The 24,230-nt window shown below is 40.7% G+C and carries 26 protein-coding genes; 23 read left to right on the top strand and 3 right to left on the bottom strand.

Features of this window, described 5'->3' with window-relative positions:
- Positions 1–50 precede the first annotated feature (50 nt).
- The 3 genes from JT739_RS01045 to JT739_RS01035 all read right to left on the bottom strand — a co-directional run bounded on the left by JT739_RS01045 (position 51) and on the right by JT739_RS01035 (position 4,877).
- A complete protein-coding gene (locus tag JT739_RS01045) occupies positions 51–2,642 on the bottom strand; it encodes a DEAD/DEAH box helicase family protein (protein WP_237659225.1) in 2,592 nt (863 codons plus the stop codon).
- 2 nt (positions 2,643–2,644) lie between these two features.
- Positions 2,645–4,570, bottom strand: coding sequence for a site-specific DNA-methyltransferase (locus JT739_RS01040; RefSeq protein WP_004400043.1), 1,926 nt, complete (start codon positions 4,568–4,570; stop codon positions 2,645–2,647).
- A 100-nt stretch (positions 4,571–4,670) separates the two neighbouring features.
- A complete protein-coding gene (locus tag JT739_RS01035; protein WP_004400044.1) occupies positions 4,671–4,877 on the bottom strand; it encodes a helix-turn-helix transcriptional regulator in 207 nt (68 codons plus the stop codon).
- Between the two features lie 160 nt (positions 4,878–5,037).
- Here JT739_RS01035 and JT739_RS01030 point away from each other — a divergent pair, with 160 nt between their 5' ends.
- The 23 genes from JT739_RS01030 (at position 5,038) to JT739_RS00920 (ending at position 24,146) form a co-directional block, all read left to right on the top strand.
- On the top strand, positions 5,038–6,957 hold the full coding sequence (locus JT739_RS01030; protein WP_237659224.1) for an ImmA/IrrE family metallo-endopeptidase: 1,920 nt from the start codon (positions 5,038–5,040) through the stop codon (positions 6,955–6,957).
- 221 nt (positions 6,958–7,178) lie between these two features.
- On the top strand, positions 7,179–7,361 hold the full coding sequence (locus JT739_RS01025; RefSeq protein WP_237659223.1) for a hypothetical protein: 183 nt from the start codon (positions 7,179–7,181) through the stop codon (positions 7,359–7,361).
- Positions 7,328–8,686, top strand: coding sequence for a DEAD/DEAH box helicase (locus JT739_RS01020; RefSeq protein WP_237659222.1), 1,359 nt, complete (start codon positions 7,328–7,330; stop codon positions 8,684–8,686). The genes JT739_RS01025 and JT739_RS01020 overlap by 34 nt, the downstream gene beginning before the upstream one ends.
- A complete protein-coding gene (locus JT739_RS01015) occupies positions 8,652–9,092 on the top strand; it encodes a hypothetical protein (RefSeq protein WP_370642543.1) in 441 nt (146 codons plus the stop codon). Before JT739_RS01020 ends, JT739_RS01015 begins: the two co-directional genes overlap by 35 nt.
- A 121-nt stretch (positions 9,093–9,213) precedes the next feature.
- Positions 9,214–9,966 (top strand): hypothetical protein, encoded by a 753-nt coding sequence (locus JT739_RS01010; RefSeq protein WP_237659220.1) that lies wholly within the window; start codon positions 9,214–9,216, stop codon positions 9,964–9,966.
- A gap of 56 nt (positions 9,967–10,022) precedes the next feature.
- Positions 10,023–11,900, top strand: coding sequence for a bifunctional 3'-5' exonuclease/DNA polymerase (locus tag JT739_RS01005; protein WP_237659219.1), 1,878 nt, complete (start codon positions 10,023–10,025; stop codon positions 11,898–11,900).
- Between the two features lie 4 nt (positions 11,901–11,904).
- A complete protein-coding gene (locus JT739_RS01000) occupies positions 11,905–12,702 on the top strand; it encodes a phage antirepressor KilAC domain-containing protein (RefSeq protein WP_011838168.1) in 798 nt (265 codons plus the stop codon).
- 15 nt (positions 12,703–12,717) lie between these two features.
- Complete coding sequence (locus JT739_RS00995; RefSeq protein ID WP_011838167.1) at positions 12,718–13,143, top strand: DUF4406 domain-containing protein; 426 nt, start codon at positions 12,718–12,720, stop codon at positions 13,141–13,143.
- On the top strand, positions 13,140–14,306 hold the full coding sequence (locus tag JT739_RS00990; protein ID WP_237659218.1) for a hypothetical protein: 1,167 nt from the start codon (positions 13,140–13,142) through the stop codon (positions 14,304–14,306). Before JT739_RS00995 ends, JT739_RS00990 begins: the two co-directional genes overlap by 4 nt.
- Positions 14,294–15,694 (top strand): hypothetical protein, encoded by a 1,401-nt coding sequence (locus JT739_RS00985; protein ID WP_237659217.1) that lies wholly within the window; start codon positions 14,294–14,296, stop codon positions 15,692–15,694. Before JT739_RS00990 ends, JT739_RS00985 begins: the two co-directional genes overlap by 13 nt.
- 299 nt (positions 15,695–15,993) lie before the next feature.
- Positions 15,994–16,281: a VRR-NUC domain-containing protein gene (locus tag JT739_RS00980; RefSeq protein ID WP_237659216.1), complete on the top strand. Its 288-nt coding sequence runs from the start codon at positions 15,994–15,996 to the stop codon at positions 16,279–16,281.
- Between the two features lie 106 nt (positions 16,282–16,387).
- Positions 16,388–16,843, top strand: a complete 456-nt coding sequence (locus JT739_RS00975) for a hypothetical protein (RefSeq protein ID WP_011838164.1) — start codon at positions 16,388–16,390, stop codon at positions 16,841–16,843.
- A 237-nt stretch (positions 16,844–17,080) separates the two neighbouring features.
- Positions 17,081–17,491 (top strand): hypothetical protein, encoded by a 411-nt coding sequence (locus JT739_RS00970; protein ID WP_034844757.1) that lies wholly within the window; start codon positions 17,081–17,083, stop codon positions 17,489–17,491.
- 39 nt (positions 17,492–17,530) lie between these two features.
- A complete protein-coding gene (locus tag JT739_RS00965; RefSeq protein WP_158740443.1) occupies positions 17,531–18,529 on the top strand; it encodes a type II TA system antitoxin MqsA family protein in 999 nt (332 codons plus the stop codon).
- A gap of 143 nt (positions 18,530–18,672) precedes the next feature.
- A complete protein-coding gene (locus JT739_RS00960; RefSeq protein WP_046499186.1) occupies positions 18,673–18,915 on the top strand; it encodes a hypothetical protein in 243 nt (80 codons plus the stop codon).
- A gap of 121 nt (positions 18,916–19,036) precedes the next feature.
- Positions 19,037–19,396 carry an HNH endonuclease gene (locus JT739_RS00955; protein ID WP_028992633.1) on the top strand — a complete coding sequence of 120 codons (360 nt, stop codon included), beginning with the start codon at positions 19,037–19,039 and terminating at the stop codon, positions 19,394–19,396.
- Between the two features lie 120 nt (positions 19,397–19,516).
- Positions 19,517–20,068 carry a P27 family phage terminase small subunit gene (locus tag JT739_RS00950; RefSeq protein WP_003515999.1) on the top strand — a complete coding sequence of 184 codons (552 nt, stop codon included), beginning with the start codon at positions 19,517–19,519 and terminating at the stop codon, positions 20,066–20,068.
- Positions 20,068–20,250, top strand: coding sequence for a hypothetical protein (locus JT739_RS00945; RefSeq protein ID WP_004400063.1), 183 nt, complete (start codon positions 20,068–20,070; stop codon positions 20,248–20,250). The genes JT739_RS00950 and JT739_RS00945 overlap by 1 nt, the downstream gene beginning before the upstream one ends.
- A complete protein-coding gene (locus tag JT739_RS00940; protein ID WP_237659215.1) occupies positions 20,225–21,523 on the top strand; it encodes a site-specific DNA-methyltransferase in 1,299 nt (432 codons plus the stop codon). The genes JT739_RS00945 and JT739_RS00940 overlap by 26 nt, the downstream gene beginning before the upstream one ends.
- A 5-nt stretch (positions 21,524–21,528) precedes the next feature.
- Positions 21,529–22,782: a site-specific DNA-methyltransferase gene (locus JT739_RS00935; RefSeq protein WP_237659214.1), complete on the top strand. Its 1,254-nt coding sequence runs from the start codon at positions 21,529–21,531 to the stop codon at positions 22,780–22,782.
- A 116-nt stretch (positions 22,783–22,898) separates the two neighbouring features.
- Positions 22,899–23,591, top strand: coding sequence for an amidoligase family protein (locus JT739_RS00930; RefSeq protein WP_237659213.1), 693 nt, complete (start codon positions 22,899–22,901; stop codon positions 23,589–23,591).
- Entirely contained in the window at positions 23,584–23,919 is a 336-nt protein-coding gene (locus JT739_RS00925) for a hypothetical protein (RefSeq protein ID WP_255688214.1), read from the top strand. The genes JT739_RS00930 and JT739_RS00925 overlap by 8 nt, the downstream gene beginning before the upstream one ends.
- Positions 23,916–24,146 (top strand): DUF4314 domain-containing protein, encoded by a 231-nt coding sequence (locus tag JT739_RS00920; protein ID WP_093751265.1) that lies wholly within the window; start codon positions 23,916–23,918, stop codon positions 24,144–24,146. The genes JT739_RS00925 and JT739_RS00920 overlap by 4 nt, the downstream gene beginning before the upstream one ends.
- The last annotated feature ends 84 nt before the right edge of the window (positions 24,147–24,230 follow it).

The raw sequence follows: 24,230 nt of genomic DNA, 5'->3' as shown, positions 1-24,230 counted from the left end.
GGATGTAAATCAAATAAAAACTTATCAATAACTTATATCAATGCGATATATTATAAAAGTCGGTTCATATCTTCATCAAACTCTTTACGTCTTAAATCCCTGTTAAAGAAATGGAATCCCCAAATCCTGTAATTATTGTCGTCTGCAAATTTAACTATAGGAATCGCATTTGACTCAAGTTGCAATAAAAAATCTTCTTTCCAACTATCATTTTTGACAAGGTGGGTACCTTTCGGCTCAATAAATATCTGTAGTTGCTCATACCCATTAACTTTAGGCGAATGTAAAAATAATAGATAATCTGGTTCGAAGCGTTCACCACCATCAAAAGAATATATTGCTAATTGACGTTCATTTCGTATTAGATAAACTTTATCATACTTAGCTTTTAGTTTATCGACATACTGCTTAAAATACGCAATAAATGCTTTTTCTTCCGATGTTCCATAGTTATCTTCAAACACAAACCAATCTTCTTTAGATAAATCAAGCTTCCAGGCCATAGGAACAGTATTATCGTTTTGTGAAACACCTAAGCCTCCATCGGTAGGATTAGTATAATTTACCCGCTTATCTTTAAATACCTCTCGAATATATTTTGCCATGAATGTTTTAGAACCTTCATAAGTTTCTTCAATATTAGAGATTGAAGTAGCTATTTTTTTCAAAACATTGACGCAAGCCACATAAAGGATAGCAGGTGAAGGATCCTCATATCTTGATGTAATATCTATTTTTACATTTCCAAGATACTTATCGTCAAAGATAAATTGGTTAATAGATTTTAATTGTGGGAAATAGCTTTTTAGTCTATTGAACTTAAACACATCATACTTACGAAGAGCTCGATGTACAATCGAATAATTAATCCTCGCTATTTCAGCAAAAGATGTATGTTTAGTGTATGTTGTTACCGAACTCTCTTTTGTTCCTTCTTCGCCTAACATTAATGTATCCTCAGCTGCTCGTCCAGTTGCAATAGTAACATCATATGTATGATTGCGTATAGTAGGTGAAAGACCGGTAACCTCTGATCTGCTTTTTATTAGTCTTTCATTATAGAATACATATCCTTGCTGATAAAGCGGATCTGCCTTAAACTCATCCTTTAATTTATATGTTCTAGTGACTGTGTTTTCCATATCGATACCAATCTCTTTTAGCGCCCTATATAATTCGGCAATATAACGAGATTCGTTTTGACAATGATAATATAGTTCCTCACAGATGCGAAGGGGGTGATCCAAATCTTTATCGAATTTTCGCTGATATTTATTCTGCCATTCTTCCAACTTAAACGGATAATACCTTGCTCCTCGTCCTATAAGCTGTGCTTCTGCTATTGTCGTTTTCCCGGGAATGCCATTCTTGGCATCTCGAGTTTCATAAAGACGTACAATGTCAAACAAATTTAGTACATCCCAACCTTCATCTAGTTTTCTTACTTCAAAAATTGCTCGGTAAGGATTATTAGCATCTTCAAGCGAATTGACAATTATTTGATTCTTTTCGGCCTCAGCATCTTCGTTAACTGAAAGACACTTATCCTCCCCAAAAGCTTCTTTTAGTTCTTGTGCTAATTGCTCAAAGGTTATTCCGTTTTTTTCAAAATACGAATAAACCTTTTTCATAGTATCTATTTCCGTAATATCTGCCAGTCGTTCTAGTACTGAACCATTCAGATTTTTTATGGTATCAATAAACTCTTTCATAAACGCTTTGCTTTCAGCAATAGTCTTAGCCTTAAATAGAACGACTGGTTTACATCTTATGCGAAAATCTTCGAATATTTTTAAGCGGTATTGACTTAATACTATCGCCTGTAATGCTCGTTCCATAATTGATATGTCAGAACGCATAGTACGTATTTCCTTTGAGTATCCATCGTCTCTAAATTTTTTTAGAGGATAATCGAATATTATTTTGTTCTCATACTCGCGTTTTATATTTTCGTTTGCAAGGTCACATGTTGCAGTAAATTCGAGTAATACATTTTGATTGTTCATTTCAAAAATACTCTTAACTGTACTTTCCCAGCTCCTATAATTTTCAATTTCTTCTTTGTTGCCGCGGCGAGTATCAACATTGAGATGGTGGGCTTCGTCCGATATAAGAACTATTTTATTATCACGAAAATCATCTATAGAAACAGAGTTTTCTTTGACAAACCATATATCTGAATGAAGCCCTTGTATAGTTGTAAAGCAAATATTTATCGCATTCGGATCGCTTGCTTGGAAGTTATTAACTTCACGAATTTTAACTTTTTCTCCATCAATATTAATTTCATCAGCAAAAAGATACTTCGATGAAGTACGATTTAAGAAATTTTCTTTTGTTTTTTGTACTATATTAGATAGATTTACAAAAAATAGAAAATTTCTATATCCCTGTTTAAAAAGATATAGCATAAGTCCTGCCATAATTAGCGTTTTTCCACTACCGGTTGCCATATGAAAAAGTGTCTGTGTTGGCTTTCTACAAAGTGCTTCATTTTCAAAATATGTTATAAAATTACAAAAAGCATCTTTTTGATACGGGCGTAATTCAAAAGATGGATTCAGATTATCAGGAATGTATTTTGGTAATTCTTTGTATGCTCCAAAATTCTTTGCTTGTTCGATTTGCTCGTATAGGTACACTATTATACCCCCTCGTAAAAGCTTTTTGTAAATGCCTTGTCAGCGTCTGAAATATTATAATCTTCATCATCAATATCACAGTAATTAACGTAAAGTTGATTTTTATCTAGCAACTCCACAAATAAACGCTTTTTTTCTTCAAATGAGAGAGATTTAAAATCCTCTGCTTCAGGATTAATGTCTTTAGGATTTACATAACAGCTTATAAAACCGGTCTTTTTTATTTCACGCCAAATATCAGCAAGCTCTTTATCATTTTCAGCGATTTGTATGCGATCAACATATTTTTGATTTAGTTTTGCAAGCTCGCAATACACGAAAGAGCCTCCACCTTGCCAGTTAACATCTTTGGATATTCCGCCTTGTTCTCCTTCAATGACTTTTTTTAGCCTTCCTACTGTAATAGTATCTATGTAGTCCATTTGTTCTACACCTATATAGCGTCTGCCCATTTTGTGTGCGACCGCAGCAGTCGTACCGGAGCCTAAATGAAAATCGAGCACTATATCATTTTCTTTTGTTGATACCTCAATAATAGCTTTTATTAAATTCTCAGGTTTTGCGTAACTAAATTCTTCACGTCCGAACATAGCGTCAATTTCGTTATTACCATCTTTGTTTTTTGCATCGCCAAACAATACTTTAAGAAAATCTTGTATTTGAAAATCTGAAATTACCGCGGATAGTTTTCCTGCTGCATCATCTTCGCTTTTAAATTTACGCATATATGGTTTGGTTATGTTGAGGAAATCGTAATCCCCCGGAAAAACAATTGCCCCTTTTTGATAGTAATAATCAAAGGTATCTTTCGTAATACACCAAGTCCTTTTTTCACTTGGCGGATATTCTTCTCCTGTTTTTGGATTTACAATGGTAAAATAGGAATTTGCTCTCTCGCTTGCTGTAGTTTGTTTGGTTAAATCCGCAAGTCGCCATGGTTGACCGGGGTAATCATCAGTAATATAATACTTTCGCTCGACAGTTCTACCAACAGGGGTATTTTTATCATCAACATTGGTGTAACAAAGTAACCAGTCAAAATCTTGTGAAAAGTTAAAAGGAACATCTGACTTTCCATGTCTGGTTCTTCGGGGAATAGTACCAATAAAATGTTCTTTTCCGAAAATATCGTCTGCAAGCACTTTCAAATAATGCATTCCATCTTCACCTATACTTATCCAAATAGTTCCGCCCTTGGCGAGCAGTCTTTTGGCAATTTCAAGACGATTTTTCATAAAGACTAACCATGTTGAAAAGCTGAAATTGGTATTATATTTAAATGAGTCATCTTCTTTGCGTTCATTAAAATAGTAAGGTGGGTCGATATAAATACACTGTATTTTGCCTTCATATCTTTTCAATAATGAAGCAATAGCAAGAAGATTGTTACCTTTAATTATAAGGTTATCGGTATCTTTAAACTCTGTAATCGATTCTTCTCCGTCAGCAGTATAACGTTTTGCATTTGTGAACACCTTAGGATAAAGAAGCCTGTCCACTTCATCCGGTGCAAGTGTTTCATTATAGAATATCTCATCACGCTTTTGATCTTCTTTCGTTTGTCCTCCTTCAAGAACGCAATCTTTATAAGGGAAAACGAGTACAACATCCTTTGAGGTAGATATGTACTCATCCCGGCTATTTACAAGACCAATTTTATTTTTATAACGAGTATATGAGTCAGGCAAGAATTGCCTATTATTGATAACCCAACCGAAGCCGACTTTATCAAAAACGAGAACACCTTCAACGTCGGCAAAAAAGCGCTTTTTTGTTTCTTCGTTAGATAAAAGCAATTTAATGAGTTTTGAATCCATTTGCATTGCTGCCTCGTATACGGAATTGCGAAGCAATTCCCCGTTATCAGTAAAAAAACGTTGATCCTGTTTTAGTACTTCAAGAACAGTATTAAAAAATTGATTATACATCTTTATAACCTCACTTTAAAAATTTTATTAATTTATGTTTTTTCATAATAATTCAATTAGCGTCATTGTTGCTTAACTATTAAGTAAAAGCTGTTGCTACCTATTCATCTGGCTCAATCTCCATAATATCGGAAATATCACACTTTAATGCCTTGCAAATCTTCACAAGCACATCGGTCGTAACATTTTCGTTTTTACCCAGTTTTGCCATAGAAGATGTACTAATACCAGCCGCTTCTCTTAAATCTTTCTTTTTCATATCTTTATCAATTAAGAGTTTCCATAGTTTTTTATAGCTTACGGCCATAATTGTCACCTCGCTCGTTATAAAGAATACCACAAAGTAGGCTAAAACACAATAAAAATTTAAGTTCGCATATTTTTATTGTGTTCTACGCAATTTATGTTATAATTTACATAAGGAAATATATGGTCTAAATCATGAAATGTTATTACGGAGGTACGGTATGGCAAGTGTCAGCTCGTTCAGAGATGTTATTGCAAATATGTATTACAATGAACTCTTTGACGAGTTGTCCGAGTATATTGAGGACAACCCGGATAAGCTGGAATCCAACTCATACCGTGTGCAATCACCGGATGAAGCGGCTTTATCCGATTTTGACATTATAACGATTGACATAACCGACTCGCCAGGTAACAGTATTTTATTTGACGTAATTGTTTCTGCCGAAGTTGAAATTGCAGAAACAGTACGAAGGAATCGCGAGACTGATGGTATAGAACAATGGTTCCGTATCTCCTGCAGAGCTGACCTTGATGACGGAATTCAGAATTTTCAAATCAAGTCTGTTTCAATATACAACAAGTACAGAGAGAGCAAATTAGGCAGACTGTCTGAGTATTTAGTGCTAATTATAGAAAAGGAACAGTTTGACGATGTTGCTACTGAATTTCTGAATGAGTTTTGCCCGGAGGCATTGAGTACTCCTATGCCCATTCCAGTTGATGAAGTAGTGAAAAGAATGGGGCTTAAGGTTAAGGAAATCCAGCTAACAAAGCATTTCACTATATTCGGTCAAATAGTTTTTGGAGATTGTACGATAGAATATTACGACAGAAATGAAAGAACATATAAGCCTTTGGAAGTTTCAAGAGGAACAATTCTCGTGGATCCTAATGTGTATTTCATGCGAAACGTAGGGTGCATGAACAATACCATTATCCATGAGTGTGTCCACTGGTATAAGCATAGAAAATACCATGAATTAGTTAAGACATATAACAGTGATGCTTTGCTCATAAGCTGCAGAGTAAATGAAACAACTAAATACAAAAAGCAATGGACGCCAGAAGACTGGATGGAATGGCATGCTAACGGAATTGCACCACGAATCCTTATGCCTAGCTCAATGACCATTAAAAAGATTGAGGAGCTAATTAAAAAGAATGAGCTCCTTTTTGGTACTTACGACAGGCTAAATATAATGGAAAATGTCGTGTATGAATTAGCTGACTTCTTCCAGGTGTCAAGGATAGCGGCCAAAATAAGGATGCTTGACCTTGGATATAAGGAAGTTGAAGGTGTATATACCTACGTAGATGACCATTTTATCAGCAATTATTCATTTAAGGCAGACTCATTACATAAGAATCAAACATACAGTATTAGCCTAAGTGATTCCTTTTTTGAATACTATGCAAATCCGGAATTCGCAAAGATTATAGACAGCGGTAATTTTATTTATGTTGACGGTCATTACGTTATTAACGACTCCAAATACATTAAAAGGTTAGAAAATGGAAGCATTGATCTTACAGACTATGCAAAACTGCATGTAGATGAATGCTGCCTTCTGTTTGATTTAAAATTAAATAAAGCCTCCAAAATGGACATTGTAGTATACCTCGATTCTATAATGTTCCGTAAAGCTACACCTGATTATAACAGAGTGCCGACATTTAATCCGGACAAGCATAATATGGAGGTATTTAATCGTTCAGAAGAGCTAAAGAAGTTTCACGAAGAATTCGTCGAAGAAGGTCAGCATTTGAGCCGTACAACCCAGACATTTTCCCAAGCGGTATATGGACATATCAAAAGGAAAGGCTACAATAAGGTTGTTTTTATAGAAAAGACTTTGCTTTCAGGAAAAACATATGACAGAATAAAAAATAATGAACTTAACAATCCAACTTTAGAAACCGTTGTTGCAATCTGCATCGGATTGGAGCTTAGCCCTACATACAGTGAAGAGATATTAAGGCTTGCCGGATATACTCTCAATAACACTCCACAGCAATTGGCGTATAAAAAGCTTATCCATTCGTATAGAGGGCATTCAATATATGAATGCAATGAAGTTTTGGAAGCCTTGGGACTTTCCCCTCTTTGTGCAAAGGCATATAAAGAAATGATAAGTTAAGAAGTTGTTGGACTTCTGAAGTCCAACTTTTTATATTTTAAACCGGCTATTATAATGAGTTTTTAAGCCATTATGCAAAAAAGGCGCAAAAACCTTACTGCATAATGGCTATTTTTTGCCCAAAACATGGACTTTAGATGTCCAGACATGCTTTTGCATTTTAGGTAGCATTGAGTCAGAGAGTTGGCCAACCCTCAAAATTGAAGGATGGAGGATATAAGATGCAAGACTCTATGAACAATGCAAAAACGCTGTCAATAATTTCAATGCCCATAAAGGGCAGACCATATAAGCATCAGATTCGTGCTTTCAATTTCATCTGCAGTCTATTTGGGCTTTTGAAGGGTGGTGGTGTTTCTGCCATTTCCGGATGGGGTGCAGCGCTCCTGATGGAAATGGGCTGAAAAGCACCGGGAAAACTCTTGTCTCAATCGCCATTATAGGAGCATTGCTTGCTGCAGGAAGAATAAAACGTGTGCTGATTGTTGCGCCACTTTCCATTCTGGGAGTGTGGGAAGACGAGTTTAAACGGTTCGCAGATTTCCCATATCAGCTTATAGTCCTTAATGGCATGATTCAAAAGAAAATCCAACAGCTAAGATTTTTAACTGGCGAAGGTGTCCATGTGGTGGTAGTCAACTACGAATCTGCATGGAGAATGGAAAAGGAACTGGCAAACTGGCATCCTGACATTATCATTGCTGATGAAGGACACAAAATTAAAACTCATAATACAGCGGTTTCAAAAGCAATGCACCGATTGGGCTTGCTTGCCCAGTATCGGCTCCTATTGACAGGAACGGTTATAACCAACAAAGCCATAGATGTATTCAGTCAATATAAGTTTCTCGATTCACGCATCTTTGGAAACAGCTTCTATGCCTTCAGAAACCGTTATTTCAACATGGTCGGCTATGGCAACCATACGCCAGTGCTGAAAAAATCAATGGAACAGGATTTGATAAAAAGGATTCACAGCATTGCATTCCGGGCAACCAAAGCGGAGTGCCTGGATTTGCCGGAAACCACCGATATTATTCGCCATATTGAGCTTGAGCCTGTCACTTTAAAGAAATATAAAGAGCTTGTCAAACAAAGCTATACTGAGCTGTCAGCAGGAGAAGTAACAGCTACAAACATACTGACACGCTTGCTTCGTCTTTCGCAATTAACCGGCGGCTTCATCGGAAGCGATGACGGTGGGAAAATCGAGCAAGTCAGTGATGCCAAGTTGAAAGCTCTTGAAGATATCCTTGAAAGCAGTATTCAAGAAGGACATAAGCTGGTTGTTATAGCAAGGTTTATCCCTGAGATTCATGCCATATGCAGGTTGCTGGAGAAGAAGAACATCGGTTATGCGTGTATTTATGGTGCAACTAAGGATCGCCAAGAGCAAGTCCACCGGTTTCAATATGATCCTGACTGCATGGTGTTTGTAGGCCAGATTGCAACCGCTGGACTCGGTATTACACTAACCGCTGCAAGCACAATGGTATTTTACTCCCTTGATTATTCCATGTCGAATTTCGAGCAGACAAAAGCCCGTATCCATAGAGTTGGACAAAAGAACGGTTGCACATATATCTACCTTATCGCCAAGGGTACTGTAGACTCAAAAATCCTGACTGCTCTGCGCAATAAGGCAGATCTTGCAAAAATGCTGATAGACGACTACCGCAAAGGAGCAAATCCTTTTGCCCCAGAGGGAGGTGAAAGCTGTGAGCAATAATGCGATGTTTGAACTTGCTGACCGTCTTAAGGAGCTGCGCGAGGCAAAGAAGGCTGTTGAAGAGGAACTGAAAAGCATAAATGCGGAGATTGACGAGGTCGAATACCGTCTGTCTGAGCTGATGATCAGCAGTGAGACGCAAAACTTCACAAGAGCAGGAACAATGTTCTGCCTTTCAACGACAACAAGAGCCAGTGCTGCCGCAGGCATGAAGGAGGAACTGTTTGACGCACTACGCAGTAAAGGCTTTGGAGAACTCATCTATGAAACAGTCAATGCAAATTCCCTGTCAGCATTTGTTAAAGAACAGATTGCGGAGAATGGGGACGAGCTTCCGGACTGGCTGAAAGGCTTTGTGAATGTCTTCGAAAAGACAACAGTAACTGTGCGGAAAGCAGCAAGGTAAATAGCTTCAGAAAGCAATGCTCCAATATCAATGTTCAAGGAATAACTGTTCGAAGAACAATGCTTCAAAGAACAATGATATAGATTACATTTCAAATTCATATTTACGGAGGTATAAAAGCATGAAAAACAATGAACTCGTAACTATTAACGAAAATACAGGTTTTCTTCAGCTCGCTGATTTCAATCTTGACGAGGCAATGGCATCAGAACTTGACGGTCTTGACATGACTTTTGAACGCATAAAAATCCCGTCCGCAGGCAGCACAGTATTCGAAGTACCCGGGGAAAATCCCGGAGAACCTGATACTGTCAAAGAATTCTCAGCGGTAATTCTTTATCATCATCCACTTTATGCATACTACAAGGACAAGTATACCGGAGGCAGTAACCCACCGGATTGCGGAAGCTTTGATGGTATAACCGGCGAAGGAGACCCCGGGGGAAGCTGTGCCAAATGCCCATATAATCAGTTCGGTTCGGGGGAAAACGGCAGCAAAGCTTGCAAGAACCGCCGCAGGATATATGTACTGCGTGAAGGGGAGATTTTCCCGTTGATACTCTCATTGCCAACAGGATCGTTGAAAGAGTTTTCCCGCTACATCAAAAGGCTGCTTTCTAAAGGCAAAAAATCAAACAGCGTTGTTACTCGCTTTTCTTTGAAAAAGGCGACCAATTCAAGCGGTATCACCTATTCACAGGCTCAGTTTGCTGTAGATCGGGATCTGACCGCTGACGAATATGCGTTGATATCCAAGCTTTCCGAGCAGGTCAAAGCGTTCAGTACCCGAGTCGGCCATGACACTGAACCTGCCGGTGAAGGGGTAATAAATGTAGACCCTGAATCAGGTGAAATTACTGAGCCGCTTAAGTGATCAAAGGCCCTATCGGAGGAACTTTCTATCTCCGATAGGGCGGAAAGGAGAACCGCATGGGATACAAATGTGTTTATATGCTGTCTGAAATACAAGAGTATCTGAAAAACACTGTCCTATTTGCTTTCGACTTTGAAACGTCACCCCGCGATAAATGGAGGAACGATAAAAGTGTAGCTCTGGATGCTCATAAAGCAGATATTACAGGAATCAGTTTTTCAGTATCAGAAGGGACTGCTATATATGTTCCACTTAAACATCGTAGCGGGCGAAATGCAGAGAACCAGGCGGCAATATGGGATTATCTGAAATTACTATTCGAATCAAAAGATGTAATAAAAGTTGCTCATAATCTGGCTTTTGAGTCTATGTTCCTTTACGCAAGAGGTATCGTCCTTCAAAAGCCTTGCTATGACACGATTGCAGCAGACAGCGGACTTAAAACGCTTGCGCCTGCACTCTGCAAAGCAGAAATGACAGAATTCTCAACGGTTACTGAAGGTCGGTTTTTCGATGAATTGAACCCTCAGGATGAGAAGACTGTCCGCTACGCTTGTGCTGACAGCGACTACACTCTTCGCTTGTATCATGTTTTCAATCAGTGGTTTGATAGATTTTTACCCAAACACAGAACTATTGTGGAAGAGGTAGAATCGCCTACATCAGTATATGTCGGGATAATGAAGTATAACGGCATATTGGTGGATAAGTCAGCCATGCTGAAGAAACAAGCGGAAGCCGCAGAAAAGATTGTCAGTATCAGAAAAGAGATTGCCGGAATTATCGGCAATGTAGAGATTGGGGCAAATGCTTCAACTTCAGCATTTAAAAAATATCTTTTTGTGGATCTCGGTCTTCCGGTAATGAAAACTACCGCAAAACATCAGGAAGCTGCCGATGATGAAACCATGATCCTATTAAAAGGATGGTGTGAATCCAACAGGCCTGAACTTTCTCGCTTATTTGAACTGGTGCAGGAATACCGCAAGTGGGGAAAACTCAAATCCACCTATATAGACGGGTATCTTCGATTTATTGATGGGGATACCGGCAGGATTCATCCGGACCTTATACCATTGGGGACAGAAACAGGCAGATTTGCGTCAAGAAACCCGAATATGCAGAATTGTCCGCAGAAAGACAATGACCCAATAGGCGTACGAAAATTTATCATTGCGCCAGCCGGAAAGGTTCTTTTATCCCTTGACTTCTCGCAGATAGAACTGCGCGTCGGAGCGTTTTATTGCAGGGACAAACGTATGCTGGAAACCTATCGTACTGGCGGTGATATCCATGCTCAGACCACTTCTGTTATTTACCGCATTCCTTTTGAAGAGGCAGCAGACAAAAATGCTCCACATTATAAAGAGCGCAGGACCATTGCAAAAAACTGCAATTTCGGTGTGTTCTATGGCCTGTTTCCTACTGGCTTACAGAGGACACTAAAATTTAAAGCTGGCATAAACCCAACTTTGGCTGAATGTGAGACCATCATTCAAAACTTGAAATCCGGATACCCCGGTCTTGCCAAATGGCAGGATGAGGTAAAAAAGCGGGCTGCTGTAAGCTGCTATTCAGAAACATGGCTGGGCAGGCGAAGATACTTGCTGGGAATTCGGTCATCAGATTGGGGCAAGAAGTCGTTTGCCGAGCGGTGCGCATTAAATACACCTATTCAAGGTACAGCGGCAGATATTCTAAAGCTTGCCTGTGGGCGCATCATCAGTGGACTTCCCGAAAGGCTTTGGCTGAAACCTATGCTGCAGATACATGACGAGCTGGTTTTTGAATTACCGGAAGACAAGGTGGACGAAGCAGTTGTTTTTATAAAAGAGTGTATGGAAACACAACCCTTCCCTGCATTTGATGTACCTATTGTGGCAGAGGCTTCGGTAGGAAGAAATTTTGGAGAAATGAAAGAAATGGAGGATTGATATTATGACTAATTTACAGGTTTTTAAGAATACAGAATTTGGAGAACTTAAAGTACTCGTTATTGATGGAAAGGAATACTTTCCTGCAACGGATTGTGCAAGGATGCTGGGATACAGTAACCCACACAAGGCAGTAATAGATCATTGTAAGTACCTAACAAAACGTGAGGTACCTCATCCGCAAAATCCTGAAAAAACCATCAACATAAATTATATTCCCGAAGGTGATTTGTTCCGGTTGATAGTTAAATCCCAACTTCCTGCAGCTGAACGCTTTGAGAAATGGGTCTTTGATGAAGTGCTGCCCACGATCAGAAAATATGGAGTTTATGCTACAGATAAAGTTATCGAAGAGATGATTTCTAATCCGGAGTATGGCATCAGGATTTTCTCTGAACTAAAGGCAGAACGCGACAGGCGGAAAGCTTTAGAAATAGAAAATGCAAAGAATAAACAGATTATCAGTGAGTTGAAGCCCAAAGCGAGCTATTATGATCTCATATTGCAAAATAAAAGCCTTGTGCCGATCAGCAAGATTGCCAAGGATTACGGAATGTCTGGCCGCGCTTTCAATAAGCTGCTTCATGAGCTTGGAGTACAGTACAAAATGGGAAACTGCTGGCTTTTATATCAGGAGTACGCCGATCAAGGATACACGCAGTCCAAGACTCATGCTATTGATGCAGAAAGAAGCGTAATGCACACATATTGGACACAAAAAGGAAGGCTATTTATCTATGACCTTCTTAAAAACAAGAAAGGTATATTGCCTGTAATCGAACGTGAACAAAAAAGCGCATAGGCAGGGGGTAATACCATGAGTATCAGCAAGTTTAACGCAGAAGGATATTACGACCCCACACCTTATGAAGCACTGCTTAGGATTGAGCGGGAAGCCAGGAAAGCGCCTTACAGACCGATGGTATTTATCTGCAGCCCATATGCTGGTGATATAGAACGTAATATCCGTAAGGCTCAGGGGTACTGCCGCTTTGCAGTGAGCAGGAATTGCATACCTATTGCTCCGCACCTCTTGTTTCCGCAGTTTATGGACGACGATGATGAACAAATGCGAAATCTGGGCTTGTACTTTGGCATGGTATTGATGTCAAAGTGCTCAGAAGTGTGGGTATTTGGCAGAAAAATTACTAAAGGGATGTCCATTGAGATTGAAAAGGCAAAGCAGCGCAGCATTCCGATCCGGTATTTTAATGAACGATGCGAGGAGGTGCAGTGTAAGTGAGCATCTCATTCCCTAAAGAATTAGCAAACCGGAAGCAATGGATCTGCTGGCGTCTGGAACCAAACACAAAGGACGGAAGAGACAGTAAAATCCCTTACAATCCCTTAACCGGTAGAAAAGCCTCAAGCACTAACCCAAACGACTGGTCGACCCTTGACGATGCGATTGCGGCAAAAGAACAATATCTCTATACCGGATTAGGTTTTGTATTCGCAAAAAGCGGAGGTTTAGTAGGGATAGACATAGATCACTGCCGCGACAAAAACACTGGGGAATTAAGCGATACCGCCAAGGATATCCTTGAGCGGTTTCCGTCCTATACGGAAATCAGCCCTTCAGGAACTGGGCTTCATATTTTCTATAAAGGGGAGATGCCCGCCAAGGGCAATAAAAACACTAAAACCGGCGTTGAAATGTATGCCCACAGCAGATACTTCACAATGACTGGCGAACGACTGCCAGGGACTCCTGATTACATTGCTGAAGATAACGGGGCACTGGCCTGGATACATGAGAATTATATCAAAAGTAAAAAACGGAGAGGAAAAAGCAAGAAAGACAGTAAGGTGGTTAAGCTAGAGCCGCTTACAGATGAAGAAATTCTGGAGAAAGCCCGTACAGCCGAAAACCATAAGGAATTTGATCTGCTATGGGAAGGAAAATGGCAGGAAGCAGGGTATCCGAGCCAGTCCGAAGCCGACATTGCTCTTTGCTGTATGCTGGCTTTTTGGTCAGGCAAAAACAAAGAGCAGATGGACAGGCTGTTTAGAAATTCCGGGTTATTCCGGGAAAAGTGGGATACGGTACATCATGCAAGTGGAGCAACATATGGGCAGGAGACACTGGATAAGGCCATTGAAGTTACAGAGAACGTATACAGCCGCGAAAGCGAGTCAGTTATCTTTGAACATGAGGGCAGGTATTACCGCACCAGAGGCGAAAGTGTGTATCCTATAACAAATTTTATCATTCAACCGGTGGAGATGATTGTATCGGAAGATGAAACGCAGATGACTGCTGACCTTATTACAATTCGTGATGAAATATACCGCCAGACATTTATGACTACCGACTTCAATAACATCCAAAAATTTAAAAATATCTTGAACCGCCGGACAATATCCTTGGCTATTTTGGCTCAGAAGGAGATTTGGAACTGCTGAAAGGTTATATATCTGAAATGGAGTGGGTAAGGAAAACAGGGGTCAAGGCTCTTGGGATTTATGAGCATGGCGGGCGGATGGTATATGTTTCAACGGATGGTGCCATTGAAGCAGGAGGCAACATTGTTGAAGATATCGTGCAGCTTGATAAGTATAAAAGCATAACAACCGATATCCTAACCTTTGAGCCATTGACAAAGAAACAGCTTATTATGCTTGGTGAATGGCTCCTCAGCTATAACGAGCCCATAAAAACGGTATCAGTAATGGCCTGGGTGGCCGGGTGCTTTATCAAACCGCATCTAAAAAAATCAGGTATCAAGTTTCCTCATTTATTGCTTGTCGGAGAACAAGGCAGCGGAAAAAGTAATACATTGGAGCGGGTTATTCTGCCGGTATTTTCGTGCAGCAAAATCCGCGCGGCTACGCAGGTTACTGCATTTACGCTGATGAAGGAATCTGCATCATCGAATCTGATACCACAGTTGATGGATGAGTTTAAGCCTTCAAAGATAGATAAGTTAAGGCTAAATGCCTTATACAACCATCTTCGAGATGCATATGACGGCCATGAAGGTGTCCGCGGTAGGGCGGATCAAAGTGCTGTTACTTATGAACTGTTGGCACCTATTATTGTAGCTGGTGAGGAATCGCCGGATGAAGCGGCCATCAGAGAACGGAGCATAGAATTGCTATTCAGCAAGAAGGACTTAAAACCAGCCAGCCATAGACAAGCATTTTATAAGCTGTGTGCAAAAGCGGATCTGCTTGGCAGTTTCGGTCGAAGCCTGCTGGATATAGCACTCAGAGTATCGGTTGCTGAGGCAGAGAAGTGGTATGAGGAAGCAAAGTCAGAGATATCTGATGAGTTTCCATCTCGTATCGTCAATAATCTCGCCTGTTGCTATGCCGGATTGAGCCTAGTAAACAAACTATGTGAGTTCCTTAATGTTACATGGTCTGAAGTGTTTCCCATTAGCAAAGTGACATGTATTCGATATCTTCAAAACGGTGTGCAGGAGTACTTGCTGGATGGCGGCAGCAATAACAAGACCATTGTAGAACAGACCCTGGAAATCATGGCCCGGATGAAACTGGCTCCGAATCAAGACTACACTTTTGATAAAGATGGCAAGGTTATCGGGATTCGTTTCTGTGATGTATATGACTGCTATACCAAGTACAGACGCGATTATGCAATCACAGGTGAATGTCTTCCATATAACCAGTTTCTGAAGCAATTGAGGCAAAGTGACTTTTTTATAGAGAGCAATAAAACGATGCGTTTCGGGAACGAAACTAAGAAAGCGTGGGCTCTTGATTTTTCGATATTGAAAGAGCGATGCGATGTTAGCGGCTTTGAGATCACAGATATTGAGCCTCTTTAACCTCAAAAAAGGTAACATGGTAACAAAAAGGTAACACCCGAAACGCTGATGAATAGCCACTTGTTACCGATGTTACCTTTGTTACCTCAACTTTATATATACGCGCGAAAGTACCATTGCTTTTTTAAGACTAAAAAATATAAAAATAAAAATATTTGTGTATACACCTACCCCAAAAAGAGGTAACAAGGTAACAAAATCCTGAAAAGCGCTTGGGAAGCTGATTTATGAGATGCCTTATTTGGATGTTACGAGGTTATAAGAGGGAAAAAGGTAACATTTTTGGAGGATGAGCGGTTATGTCTGAAAGAAGTATTGTGACTAAAGTACTGCGGTACTTAAAGACAGTACCGGGGTGTTTCTGTTGGAAGGAACATGGTGGTATGTACGGGACAGCGGGGATACCAGACATTATTGCCTGTGTAAATGGGCGGTTTATAGCTTTTGAAGTAAAAACCCCATCGGGAAAGACAACAAAACTGCAGGAAGCAACTATAAGGAAAATCCTCAGTGCCGGAGGTGTGGCAGCGATTGTCCATTCGGTAGATGAGGTGAAGGCTATTTTGGAAAAGCATGGCCTTCTATAAAGAACGAAGACATAACGAACAAGGGAACAAGCACTGCAAAGCAACGAAAAAAAGCATACTGCTTCAAAGATCAAGGTTTTTTATCTTGATTTTTTGGAGGTGCGATATGCTGATTGCATGGCAGTATTTAGATAAAAAAGCGGCTGCTGTTGAAGCTTTGAAAGATTACAGCAGCATGCAGTACATTATTGAACACAGTGATGAGGATATATATGAAATTGAAACCCGTATGACAAGCCCTCATAGTGCAAAGATTACCGGAGTTCCGGGCAAACACAATCCCAAAAGCGGCGAAGAACGCCTTGCTGCTTGCCTTGACGAGATTGATGTGTTGAAAGAACGTTACAGACGGGCATTAGAATATATGGAGTGGTTCAAGCCTGCTTGGGAAGCCCTGTCGGAGGAAGAACAGTTTATACTGACAGAATTTTTTGTTAATGATGTGAGCAAGACAGAAGCTGTAGCAAACATCGGAGAGAAGCTGTTTCTTGAAAGAGCACAGGTGTACCGCAGGAAGGACAAGGCACTTAATCATCTGGCACTGCTTTTATACGGGAAGTAGTTTAAGATAACATTAGCAGCATGTTAAATAGGAAACCCACTTAGATAGAACGAACTACCTAAGTGGGTATTTTAATGGCCTACTGTATTGCGCTTAATATAAGCTCGTAGGATCTGTTATCTTTAGTATACTTATTTTAATATAAAAATCAATAAAATAAAAATGCACTAATTGATGCATAAATCTTGACAAAAGGCATATAATATAGTATCATTGTATCACCAAAGAGGTGATGCAATGAATCAGCACTATAATCAGAATTATACCTGGGAACAGATTGATGAGATTTTGGCAATGATACATGACTGTATTAGAGAGGGCAGATTCATTATATCAAAAAATGAGAATAGACAAGAAAACATAGATTTTATAAATGAATATAATCTAAACAGCAGAAGGCAAAAGGAGATTTTACTGAAAATAAAAACAGAAGATTTTTGCCATTCATTGCAAAATACGAAAGTAGGATTTGAACATGAGGTTTTATATGTATTTTGTCCCCAGGTTACGTTATTTAACTTTGATGGCATCGAGGAGTTAGTTGATATATATACGAAATTTAATCTAATTGATAGTGAAAGTGGAAAACGAGTGGTTGTTATATCGTTTCATAAGCGAAACAAGCCGATTGATTATCTTTTCAGATGATCAATCAGAAAATTAGAGAGTTTGAAAGGAGGCCGCCTTATGAATAGGAATAAGACATTTTGCGAGGAATGCAGAAGAGATGTCGAATACATGGTAGAAACAGCAACAATTAAGGGTAAACTTAAAGGCGAAGAATATGAGTATACTGGAAAGAAGGCTGTTTGTACGGAATGTGGGAGCGAAGTCTATGTAGCGGATATAGAGGACGAAAATCTAAAGGCTTTGTATGACACGTACCGTCAAAAAAACGGCATTATTTCGCTGGAGAAGATATTAGAAATACCTCAGAAATACAATATTGGCAAACGTCCGCTATCATTGCTTTTAGGTTGGGGAGAAATGACTTTTTCGAGATATTGTGAAGGTGATATGCCTACAAAACAGTATTCAGATATTCTTCAAAAGATTTATGATGATCCAGCGTATTATAAAGAATTACTGGAGAAAAATAAGGACAATTTAAAATCTCTGCAGGCATATGAAAAAAGTAAGCGGAAGGTACAGGAACTGCTTGGGGAAGAAAACAAAACGGGTTCAAAGCTGGACTCAATTATCCAATATCTGCTTTATAAATGCGAGGACATAACTCCTTTAGCTTTACAAAAGGCGCTATATTATGTCCAGGGTTTTTATTATGCTTTTGAAGGACGGTTTCTTTTTGAAGAAGACTGTGAGGCATGGGTTCATGGACCGGTTTACAGAGATATATATAACAGGTATTCATCTTATCGGTTTGACCCCATTGAGAGTGTTGAAGCTTTCGATGAATCAGTTTTTACAACTGCTGAAAAAGCGATATTGGATAGCGTTATTAAGAACTTCTGCTGTTATAGCGGAAAAACGCTAGAGAAGTTTACGCATCTGGAGAAACCATGGCGGCATACTAGAGACGGTTTGCCGGTGGATGCGCATTCTAATCGTGTAATACCCAAAGAGTTGATCGGGAAATATTTTGTAGCTGTAAAAGAAAAATTCAACATGCTTACTCCTGGAGATATAGAAGTATATTCGAAAGCTATCTTTGAACAAATAAACTGATATTTTTAGCTTCCTTTAAGGTGAGATTTTCATGAGATGAAAAACACAGGTATCCCATATATAATGATATCGTGAAAAAATAACATTAAAACGCATAAGCCCTTCGGGGCTTTTTTTATGCCATAAAACAGGAGTGAGGAAAGATGTACGATAATTGTTTTGGTAGTAACGGAAGGAATGGCTGCAATATCCTGACTGTACACAAGTGCTTGCAAGATAAATGTTCCTTCTATAAAAGCACCCAGGAGTTAGAGGAAGATAGAAAAAAGGCTTATCTTTTGCTTGCAGCTTTACCACCCGATATGCAGAGATATATTTCAGATAAGTATTATAACGGCAAGAAGCCATGGTCAAATAGCAAATGTGTTGTTCAATATTCCAGATGAGATTTTTATGAGATGAAATTCATTATAAATCCAAATATAATGGTATTGTGAAAAATTATAGATAAGCCTTCATGGGATGAACCTGTGAGGGCTTTTTTATACGCGTAAAGGAGGTGGCCAGATGCCAAGAAAACCAAAAAGGCCTTGCTCCTTTCCTGGCTGTCCTGAACTGACGGACGGAAGGTACTGTGACATGCATCAAAGGCAAATGGATGCTTATTACAACAAATACGAACGAGATCCCCAAACAAGAAAACGCTATGGCCGGAGATGGAAACGCATCAGGGACAGATATATCTCAGAGCATCCGCTTTGCGAGGAGTGCCAAAAGTACGGAAGGCTTACACCAGCCGAAGAGGTACATCATATTATCCCTTTATCCAAAGGCGGAACCAATGCAGACAATAACCTTATGAGCCTGTGCAAACAATGTCACTCATCGCTCACTGCTCGCGAAGGAGAACGATGGGCAAGACGGTAGGGGGGTCAAAATCTCTGGTGAAGTAGTTTTGTGCAACGGGCGGGGGGTCACGCGCGAAAAATCGCAGTTTCAAACGGGGTATATCCCCCGTTTATTTTTACATGAATCGAGGTGATGTGTATGGCAAAGGACGGTACCAACCGCGGCGGGGCACGTATCGGTGCAGGACAGAAGAAAAAACCTCTGGCGGATAAGATTTTGGAAGGAAACCCCGGCAGACGAAAGCTCATGGTAATGGAGTTTACGGATGCTGCGGAACTGGAAGGAGAGAGCATGCCGCCACCAAGGGATTATCTTGCTGCAAAGCAGAAGAACGGAAAAACAACACTGGCGGTGGAAATATACGAAAAAACATGGCAGTGGCTTAAGGAACGCAGGTGTGTTCACCTTATCCCTGCGCAGCTTATAGAGCAATATGCCCAGAGTGTGGCGCGGTGGATCCAGTGCGAGGAATGTATCACTGAATTTGGCTTTCTTGCTAAGCATCCGACAACTGGCAATGCCATCCCGTCACCTTATGTGGCTATGAGTCAAAGCTTTATGAAACAGGCCAATAACCTGTGGTATCAAATTTATCAAGTCGTGCGGGAAAACTGTGCTACCGAATACAAGGGGGCTACTCCTCACGATGATGTTATGGAAAAACTACTGACAGCCAGGAGGGGTGGCTGATGCATAAAACAAATTCAATCTTTCTTAGGGAACTAAGAAAATATAAAGACCATTTAACGAAGCAGCAGTTTAAGACTCTGCGGGGACAAGTAATAAACGGAGATTGTGAGGGCGCAAAAAAGGGTCTTAAGAAAATATTGAACAGGAGAATGCAGCATGAACATACAAAAAATATCTGTTGAAAAACTTAATCCAGCAGCATACAACCCGCGCAAGGATTTAAAACCCGGCGATAAGGAATATGAAAAGCTAAAACGGTCAATAGAGGAATTTGGCTATGTGGAGCCTGTTATCTGGAACCAAAAAACAGGTAATGTGGTAGGCGGGCATCAACGCTTAAAGGTCTTGCTGGACTTGGGACAGACAGAGATAGATTGCGTCGTTGTAGATCTTGACCTGCAGAGAGAAAAAGCGCTTAATCTTGCTCTTAATAAGATTCAGGGAGAGTGGGACGAGAATAAACTGGCAGAACTGATGGCTGAGCTTGACGCAGGTGCATTTGATGTTTCGCTTACAGGGTTTGACGCTTCTGAAATAGACGAACTGCTCAACCGCTGGTACTCCAAGGAAGCGGTGCAGGACAGCTTTGACATAGACAAGGCGCATGATGAAATTATTCAGCGCGAGCCTGTAACGAAGCGGGGCGATATCTGGCTTCTCGGGAATCATCGCTTGATGTGCGGCGACTCTACTAAGGATGAGGATTTTGAGAAGTTGATGGAAGGGTGTCACGCACAGATGGCAGTGACTTCCCCTCCATATGGGGTAGGCAAAGAATATGAAAAGGCAGGGATTGAACCATGGTTCGAGACAGTACGCCCAGTGATTAGAAACCTGTGCAGGTATGCAGATATTGTCTGCTGGAACTTAGGTGATCTCTATGCCACCGGCTCTCAGTTTATTGAACCCACCAGTGTTTACAGTGTGAACATGTTTTTGGAAAACGGTTACCGCCCTATCTGGATCCGCATTTGGAAGAAGCAAGGGCAAAATTTCGGCGTAGGACCCTATCATCTTGTTTCAAACAAGCCGGTTCAGCAGTATGAGTATATTTCAGCCTTCAGCAATAAAGGAGAAGTTGAGGAATATAACGATCAGGAATATGTATGGCTTTCAGCCTTTGCGGGACACAGTTATAAATTTGTGAAACGGCTTACAAAGGAAGAACGCAAGAAATGGGGTTATGCTGGGATATGGGAGATGACCACTGTACGGGCAAACAAGGAGCATCCTGCAATGTTCCCTGTGGAGCTTCCATGGCGGTGCATCAAAATGCACAGCGACAAAGGCGGTATTGTGCTTGAGCCGTTCTCTGGTAGTGGAACTACTATAATTGCGGCTGAACAGACCGAGCGTAAATGCTACGCAATGGAGTTATCCCCTGTTTACTGTGATTTAGCTGTTAAGCGCTGGGAGGAATTCACCGGTGAAAAAGCCATCAAACTGGAGGGTTAAGATTTATGGATATACTGAAAATACCAACAGAAAAACTAAAACCATCTAAATATAATCCGCGGAAAGATTTAAAGCCTGGTGACCCTGAATATGAAAAATTACGTCGGTCTATTGAAGAGTTTGGATATGTAGAGCCGGTCATATGGAATAAACGCACCGGGAATATTGTCGGTGGTCATCAGCGATATAAGGTATTGACAGCTTTGGGGTATAAGGAGATCGACTGTGTTGTAGTTGATTTGGATGAACAGCGGGAAAAGGCGCTCAATGTCGCGCTGAATAAAATCAGTGGTGAGTTTGATATTCCGCTTTTGACCGATCTGCTTATGGATTTAAATGAAGATGGTTTTGACGTTTCTCTTACCGGGTTTGATGCTGCGGAAATCGACGAGTTGTTCCGTGATAAAACAACCGCTAATGTCAAAGAGGATAATTTCGATACAGAAAAGGCAATTGCAGAGATTAAAACTCCGGTTACCAAAAAGGACGACATATGGGTACTTGGCAGCCACCGTCTGATGTGCGGTGATAGCACCATGCTTTCAGATGTGCAAAAGCTGATGAACGGACAAAAGGCGAGATTTGTTTTCACCGACCCACCCTGGAATGTTGATTACGGTTCAGATACCAGGCATCCAAGCTGGAAGCCAAGGCAAATTCTAAATGACAAGATGAGCACCGAAGAATTCGGCGCTTTTTTATTGCGCGCTTTTAAATGCATGAAAGAGGTTTCTGAAGCCGGATGCATGACCTATGTGGTAATGAGTGCTCAGGAATGGGGCAGTTTGATGAACGTCATGCGTGAGGTAGGGTATCACTGGTCGAGCACAATTATATGGAAAAAAGACAGCTTGGTACTATCAAGAAAGGACTATCATACCCAGTACGAGCCGATCTGGTATGGTTGGCTTGAAGGAACACGCCTTTGCCCGCTTAAAGACCGTAAACAGTCAGATGTTTGGGAGATACCCCGTCCTAAAGTATCGGAGGAGCACCCCACCATGAAGCCGGTTTCGCTTGTAGCAAAAGCAATGCTCAACAGTTCCCATACTGGAGATTTAGCCCTTGACCTGTTCGGTGGTTCTGGTACGACAATGATTGCGGCGCAGCAGACCGGGCGGGTTTGTTTTATGATGGAGCTTGACCCGAAATACTGCGATGTGATTGTAAAGCGCTATGTTTCACAATTTGGAGCAGATTCAGTATTCTTGCTGACAGGTAGCGAAAAAATTCCTTACGCAGAAACACAGATTGCTTAAAAATGTCCTTGCTTTCCCCTCAAAACAGAGCGTAAATGTACCCCACCAAAAAGGAAAGGTGGGATTTTTTATGGGAATCAGAAATGGTTTAGCTTATTTGAGGGGAGGTGTATGGCATGAGCAATAACAGCTTTCGCTTTTCACAGAAGGTTGTCGGTCAGGAGAGAAAAGCCATTGCCACAGTCATAGCTGAAGCCCTTGAAGGCCAGGTGCGCTATACTGGGGCACCGGGGTTTATGTATGAGGTTAACGACGAGAAATCCGCTGGTAGCTGGACGGTTGACAGGGACAGTGTGGTTCACTCGCCGAAAATCAGTCTTAATGAAATCAAAAACATCCGTCCCGTTATTGATGCGCTGAATATGGCGGGCTTATCAGCAGAGGGAACCATGACAATTACTCTTTTTTTGGAGGGCTTTAGCGCGATTAGCCTTGAAAACCTAAATAATATGCTGGCCAGCAAAGAGACATTGATAAAGAAGGCGATGTCGATTGAGGAGGAACTTGTAGTCTTAGCTGAAAATGATGAGATTTCCTTCCCTTTCTGGAACGCGACTTTAAATGCTGATGAAGTGCAGACCTATATAACGCTGGCAAAGCAGATGGCAGAACAGGCAAAATTACAGAAGCGAGTACTACGAAAAGAAAAACCAACAGATAATGAAAAATATGCTTTTCGCTGTTTCATGCTTAGGTTGGGGTTTATAGGTGATAACTTCAAAACTGAACGCAAGGTGTTACTTTCAAGGCTGTCCGGTAACGGGGCGTATCGGAAAGGCAGAGCAAAGGCGGTGGATGAAAATGAATGATTTTCATAGCACCGCCTTCTTTGTCAAGCATCCGTTTAGGATTGAGGATCTAAAAGTGCCGCATCGGTATGAGACGAGGAAACGATTTGCAGTTGTAAAAACCATCGAGCTTTCAAAGATTGACTATGACAACTTCGTTGCCGACCTATGCGTTGACCGCACATTTATTGAGGAAAACAAAGGGTTTTGTCACGTTAATGAGGATGGAGTGTGGCTTTGCTTGCTGGTTAAGCAGCGGGGACGGTCTGATGGAGTGTTGGTAATGCCGGATGGTAGAGATTATCCAAAGTATGCCGCATATTATCCTGGAGAGGAGGACGAGCTATGAGTGTAAGAGGCTTTCCTTCAAAAGAAACAGTCCTTCGCCTTAAAGAGCAGTATCCGCCGGGAACACGCGTTGAGCTTATCTGCATGGATGATCCGTACTCTAAGCTGAAACCAGGAGACCAAGGTACAGTCTCTTTTGTAGATGATATCGGAACCATTCACATCAACTGGGACAGCGGTTCTTCTCTGGGTGCAGCTTATGGTGTAGATATGATCAGAAAGCTGTAAATGTACACAAATTAAGATGCGAAAAATCTTCCAAAATCCAGCGGAAACTCATGCAGAATTGCCTTGCTATCCTGTGTTTTCAAT

The sequence above is a fragment of the Tepidanaerobacter sp. GT38 genome (assembly GCF_021991635.1).
Lineage (GTDB): Bacteria > Bacillota > Thermosediminibacteria > Thermosediminibacterales > Tepidanaerobacteraceae > DTU063.
Note: the sequence above shows the minus strand (reverse complement) of the source record. Positions and strands in the feature narration are given on the sequence as shown.

Bases quoted from the DNA above. Each gene is read 5' to 3' on its own strand.
- JT739_RS01040 (WP_004400043.1), bottom strand. From the start codon at position 4,570: ATGTATAATCAATTTTTTAATACTGTTCTTGAAGTACTAAAACAGGAT.
- JT739_RS01035 (WP_004400044.1), bottom strand. From the start codon at position 4,877: ATGGCCGTAAGCTATAAAAAACTATGGAAACTCTTAATTGATAAAGAT.
- JT739_RS01030 (WP_237659224.1), top strand. From the start codon at position 5,038: ATGGCAAGTGTCAGCTCGTTCAGAGATGTTATTGCAAATATGTATTAC.
- JT739_RS01025 (WP_237659223.1), top strand. From the start codon at position 7,179: ATGCAAGACTCTATGAACAATGCAAAAACGCTGTCAATAATTTCAATG.
- JT739_RS01020 (WP_237659222.1), top strand. From the start codon at position 7,328: ATGGGGTGCAGCGCTCCTGATGGAAATGGGCTGAAAAGCACCGGGAAA.
- JT739_RS01010 (WP_237659220.1), top strand. From the start codon at position 9,214: ATGAAAAACAATGAACTCGTAACTATTAACGAAAATACAGGTTTTCTT.
- JT739_RS01005 (WP_237659219.1), top strand. From the start codon at position 10,023: ATGGGATACAAATGTGTTTATATGCTGTCTGAAATACAAGAGTATCTG.
- JT739_RS01000 (WP_011838168.1), top strand. From the start codon at position 11,905: ATGACTAATTTACAGGTTTTTAAGAATACAGAATTTGGAGAACTTAAA.
- JT739_RS00995 (WP_011838167.1), top strand. From the start codon at position 12,718: ATGAGTATCAGCAAGTTTAACGCAGAAGGATATTACGACCCCACACCT.
- JT739_RS00980 (WP_237659216.1), top strand. From the start codon at position 15,994: ATGTCTGAAAGAAGTATTGTGACTAAAGTACTGCGGTACTTAAAGACA.
- JT739_RS00975 (WP_011838164.1), top strand. From the start codon at position 16,388: ATGCTGATTGCATGGCAGTATTTAGATAAAAAAGCGGCTGCTGTTGAA.
- JT739_RS00970 (WP_034844757.1), top strand. From the start codon at position 17,081: ATGAATCAGCACTATAATCAGAATTATACCTGGGAACAGATTGATGAG.
- JT739_RS00965 (WP_158740443.1), top strand. From the start codon at position 17,531: ATGAATAGGAATAAGACATTTTGCGAGGAATGCAGAAGAGATGTCGAA.
- JT739_RS00960 (WP_046499186.1), top strand. From the start codon at position 18,673: ATGTACGATAATTGTTTTGGTAGTAACGGAAGGAATGGCTGCAATATC.
- JT739_RS00955 (WP_028992633.1), top strand. From the start codon at position 19,037: ATGCCAAGAAAACCAAAAAGGCCTTGCTCCTTTCCTGGCTGTCCTGAA.
- JT739_RS00950 (WP_003515999.1), top strand. From the start codon at position 19,517: ATGGCAAAGGACGGTACCAACCGCGGCGGGGCACGTATCGGTGCAGGA.
- JT739_RS00945 (WP_004400063.1), top strand. From the start codon at position 20,068: ATGCATAAAACAAATTCAATCTTTCTTAGGGAACTAAGAAAATATAAA.
- JT739_RS00940 (WP_237659215.1), top strand. From the start codon at position 20,225: ATGAACATACAAAAAATATCTGTTGAAAAACTTAATCCAGCAGCATAC.
- JT739_RS00935 (WP_237659214.1), top strand. From the start codon at position 21,529: ATGGATATACTGAAAATACCAACAGAAAAACTAAAACCATCTAAATAT.
- JT739_RS00930 (WP_237659213.1), top strand. From the start codon at position 22,899: ATGAGCAATAACAGCTTTCGCTTTTCACAGAAGGTTGTCGGTCAGGAG.
- JT739_RS00925 (WP_255688214.1), top strand. From the start codon at position 23,584: ATGAATGATTTTCATAGCACCGCCTTCTTTGTCAAGCATCCGTTTAGG.
- JT739_RS00920 (WP_093751265.1), top strand. From the start codon at position 23,916: ATGAGTGTAAGAGGCTTTCCTTCAAAAGAAACAGTCCTTCGCCTTAAA.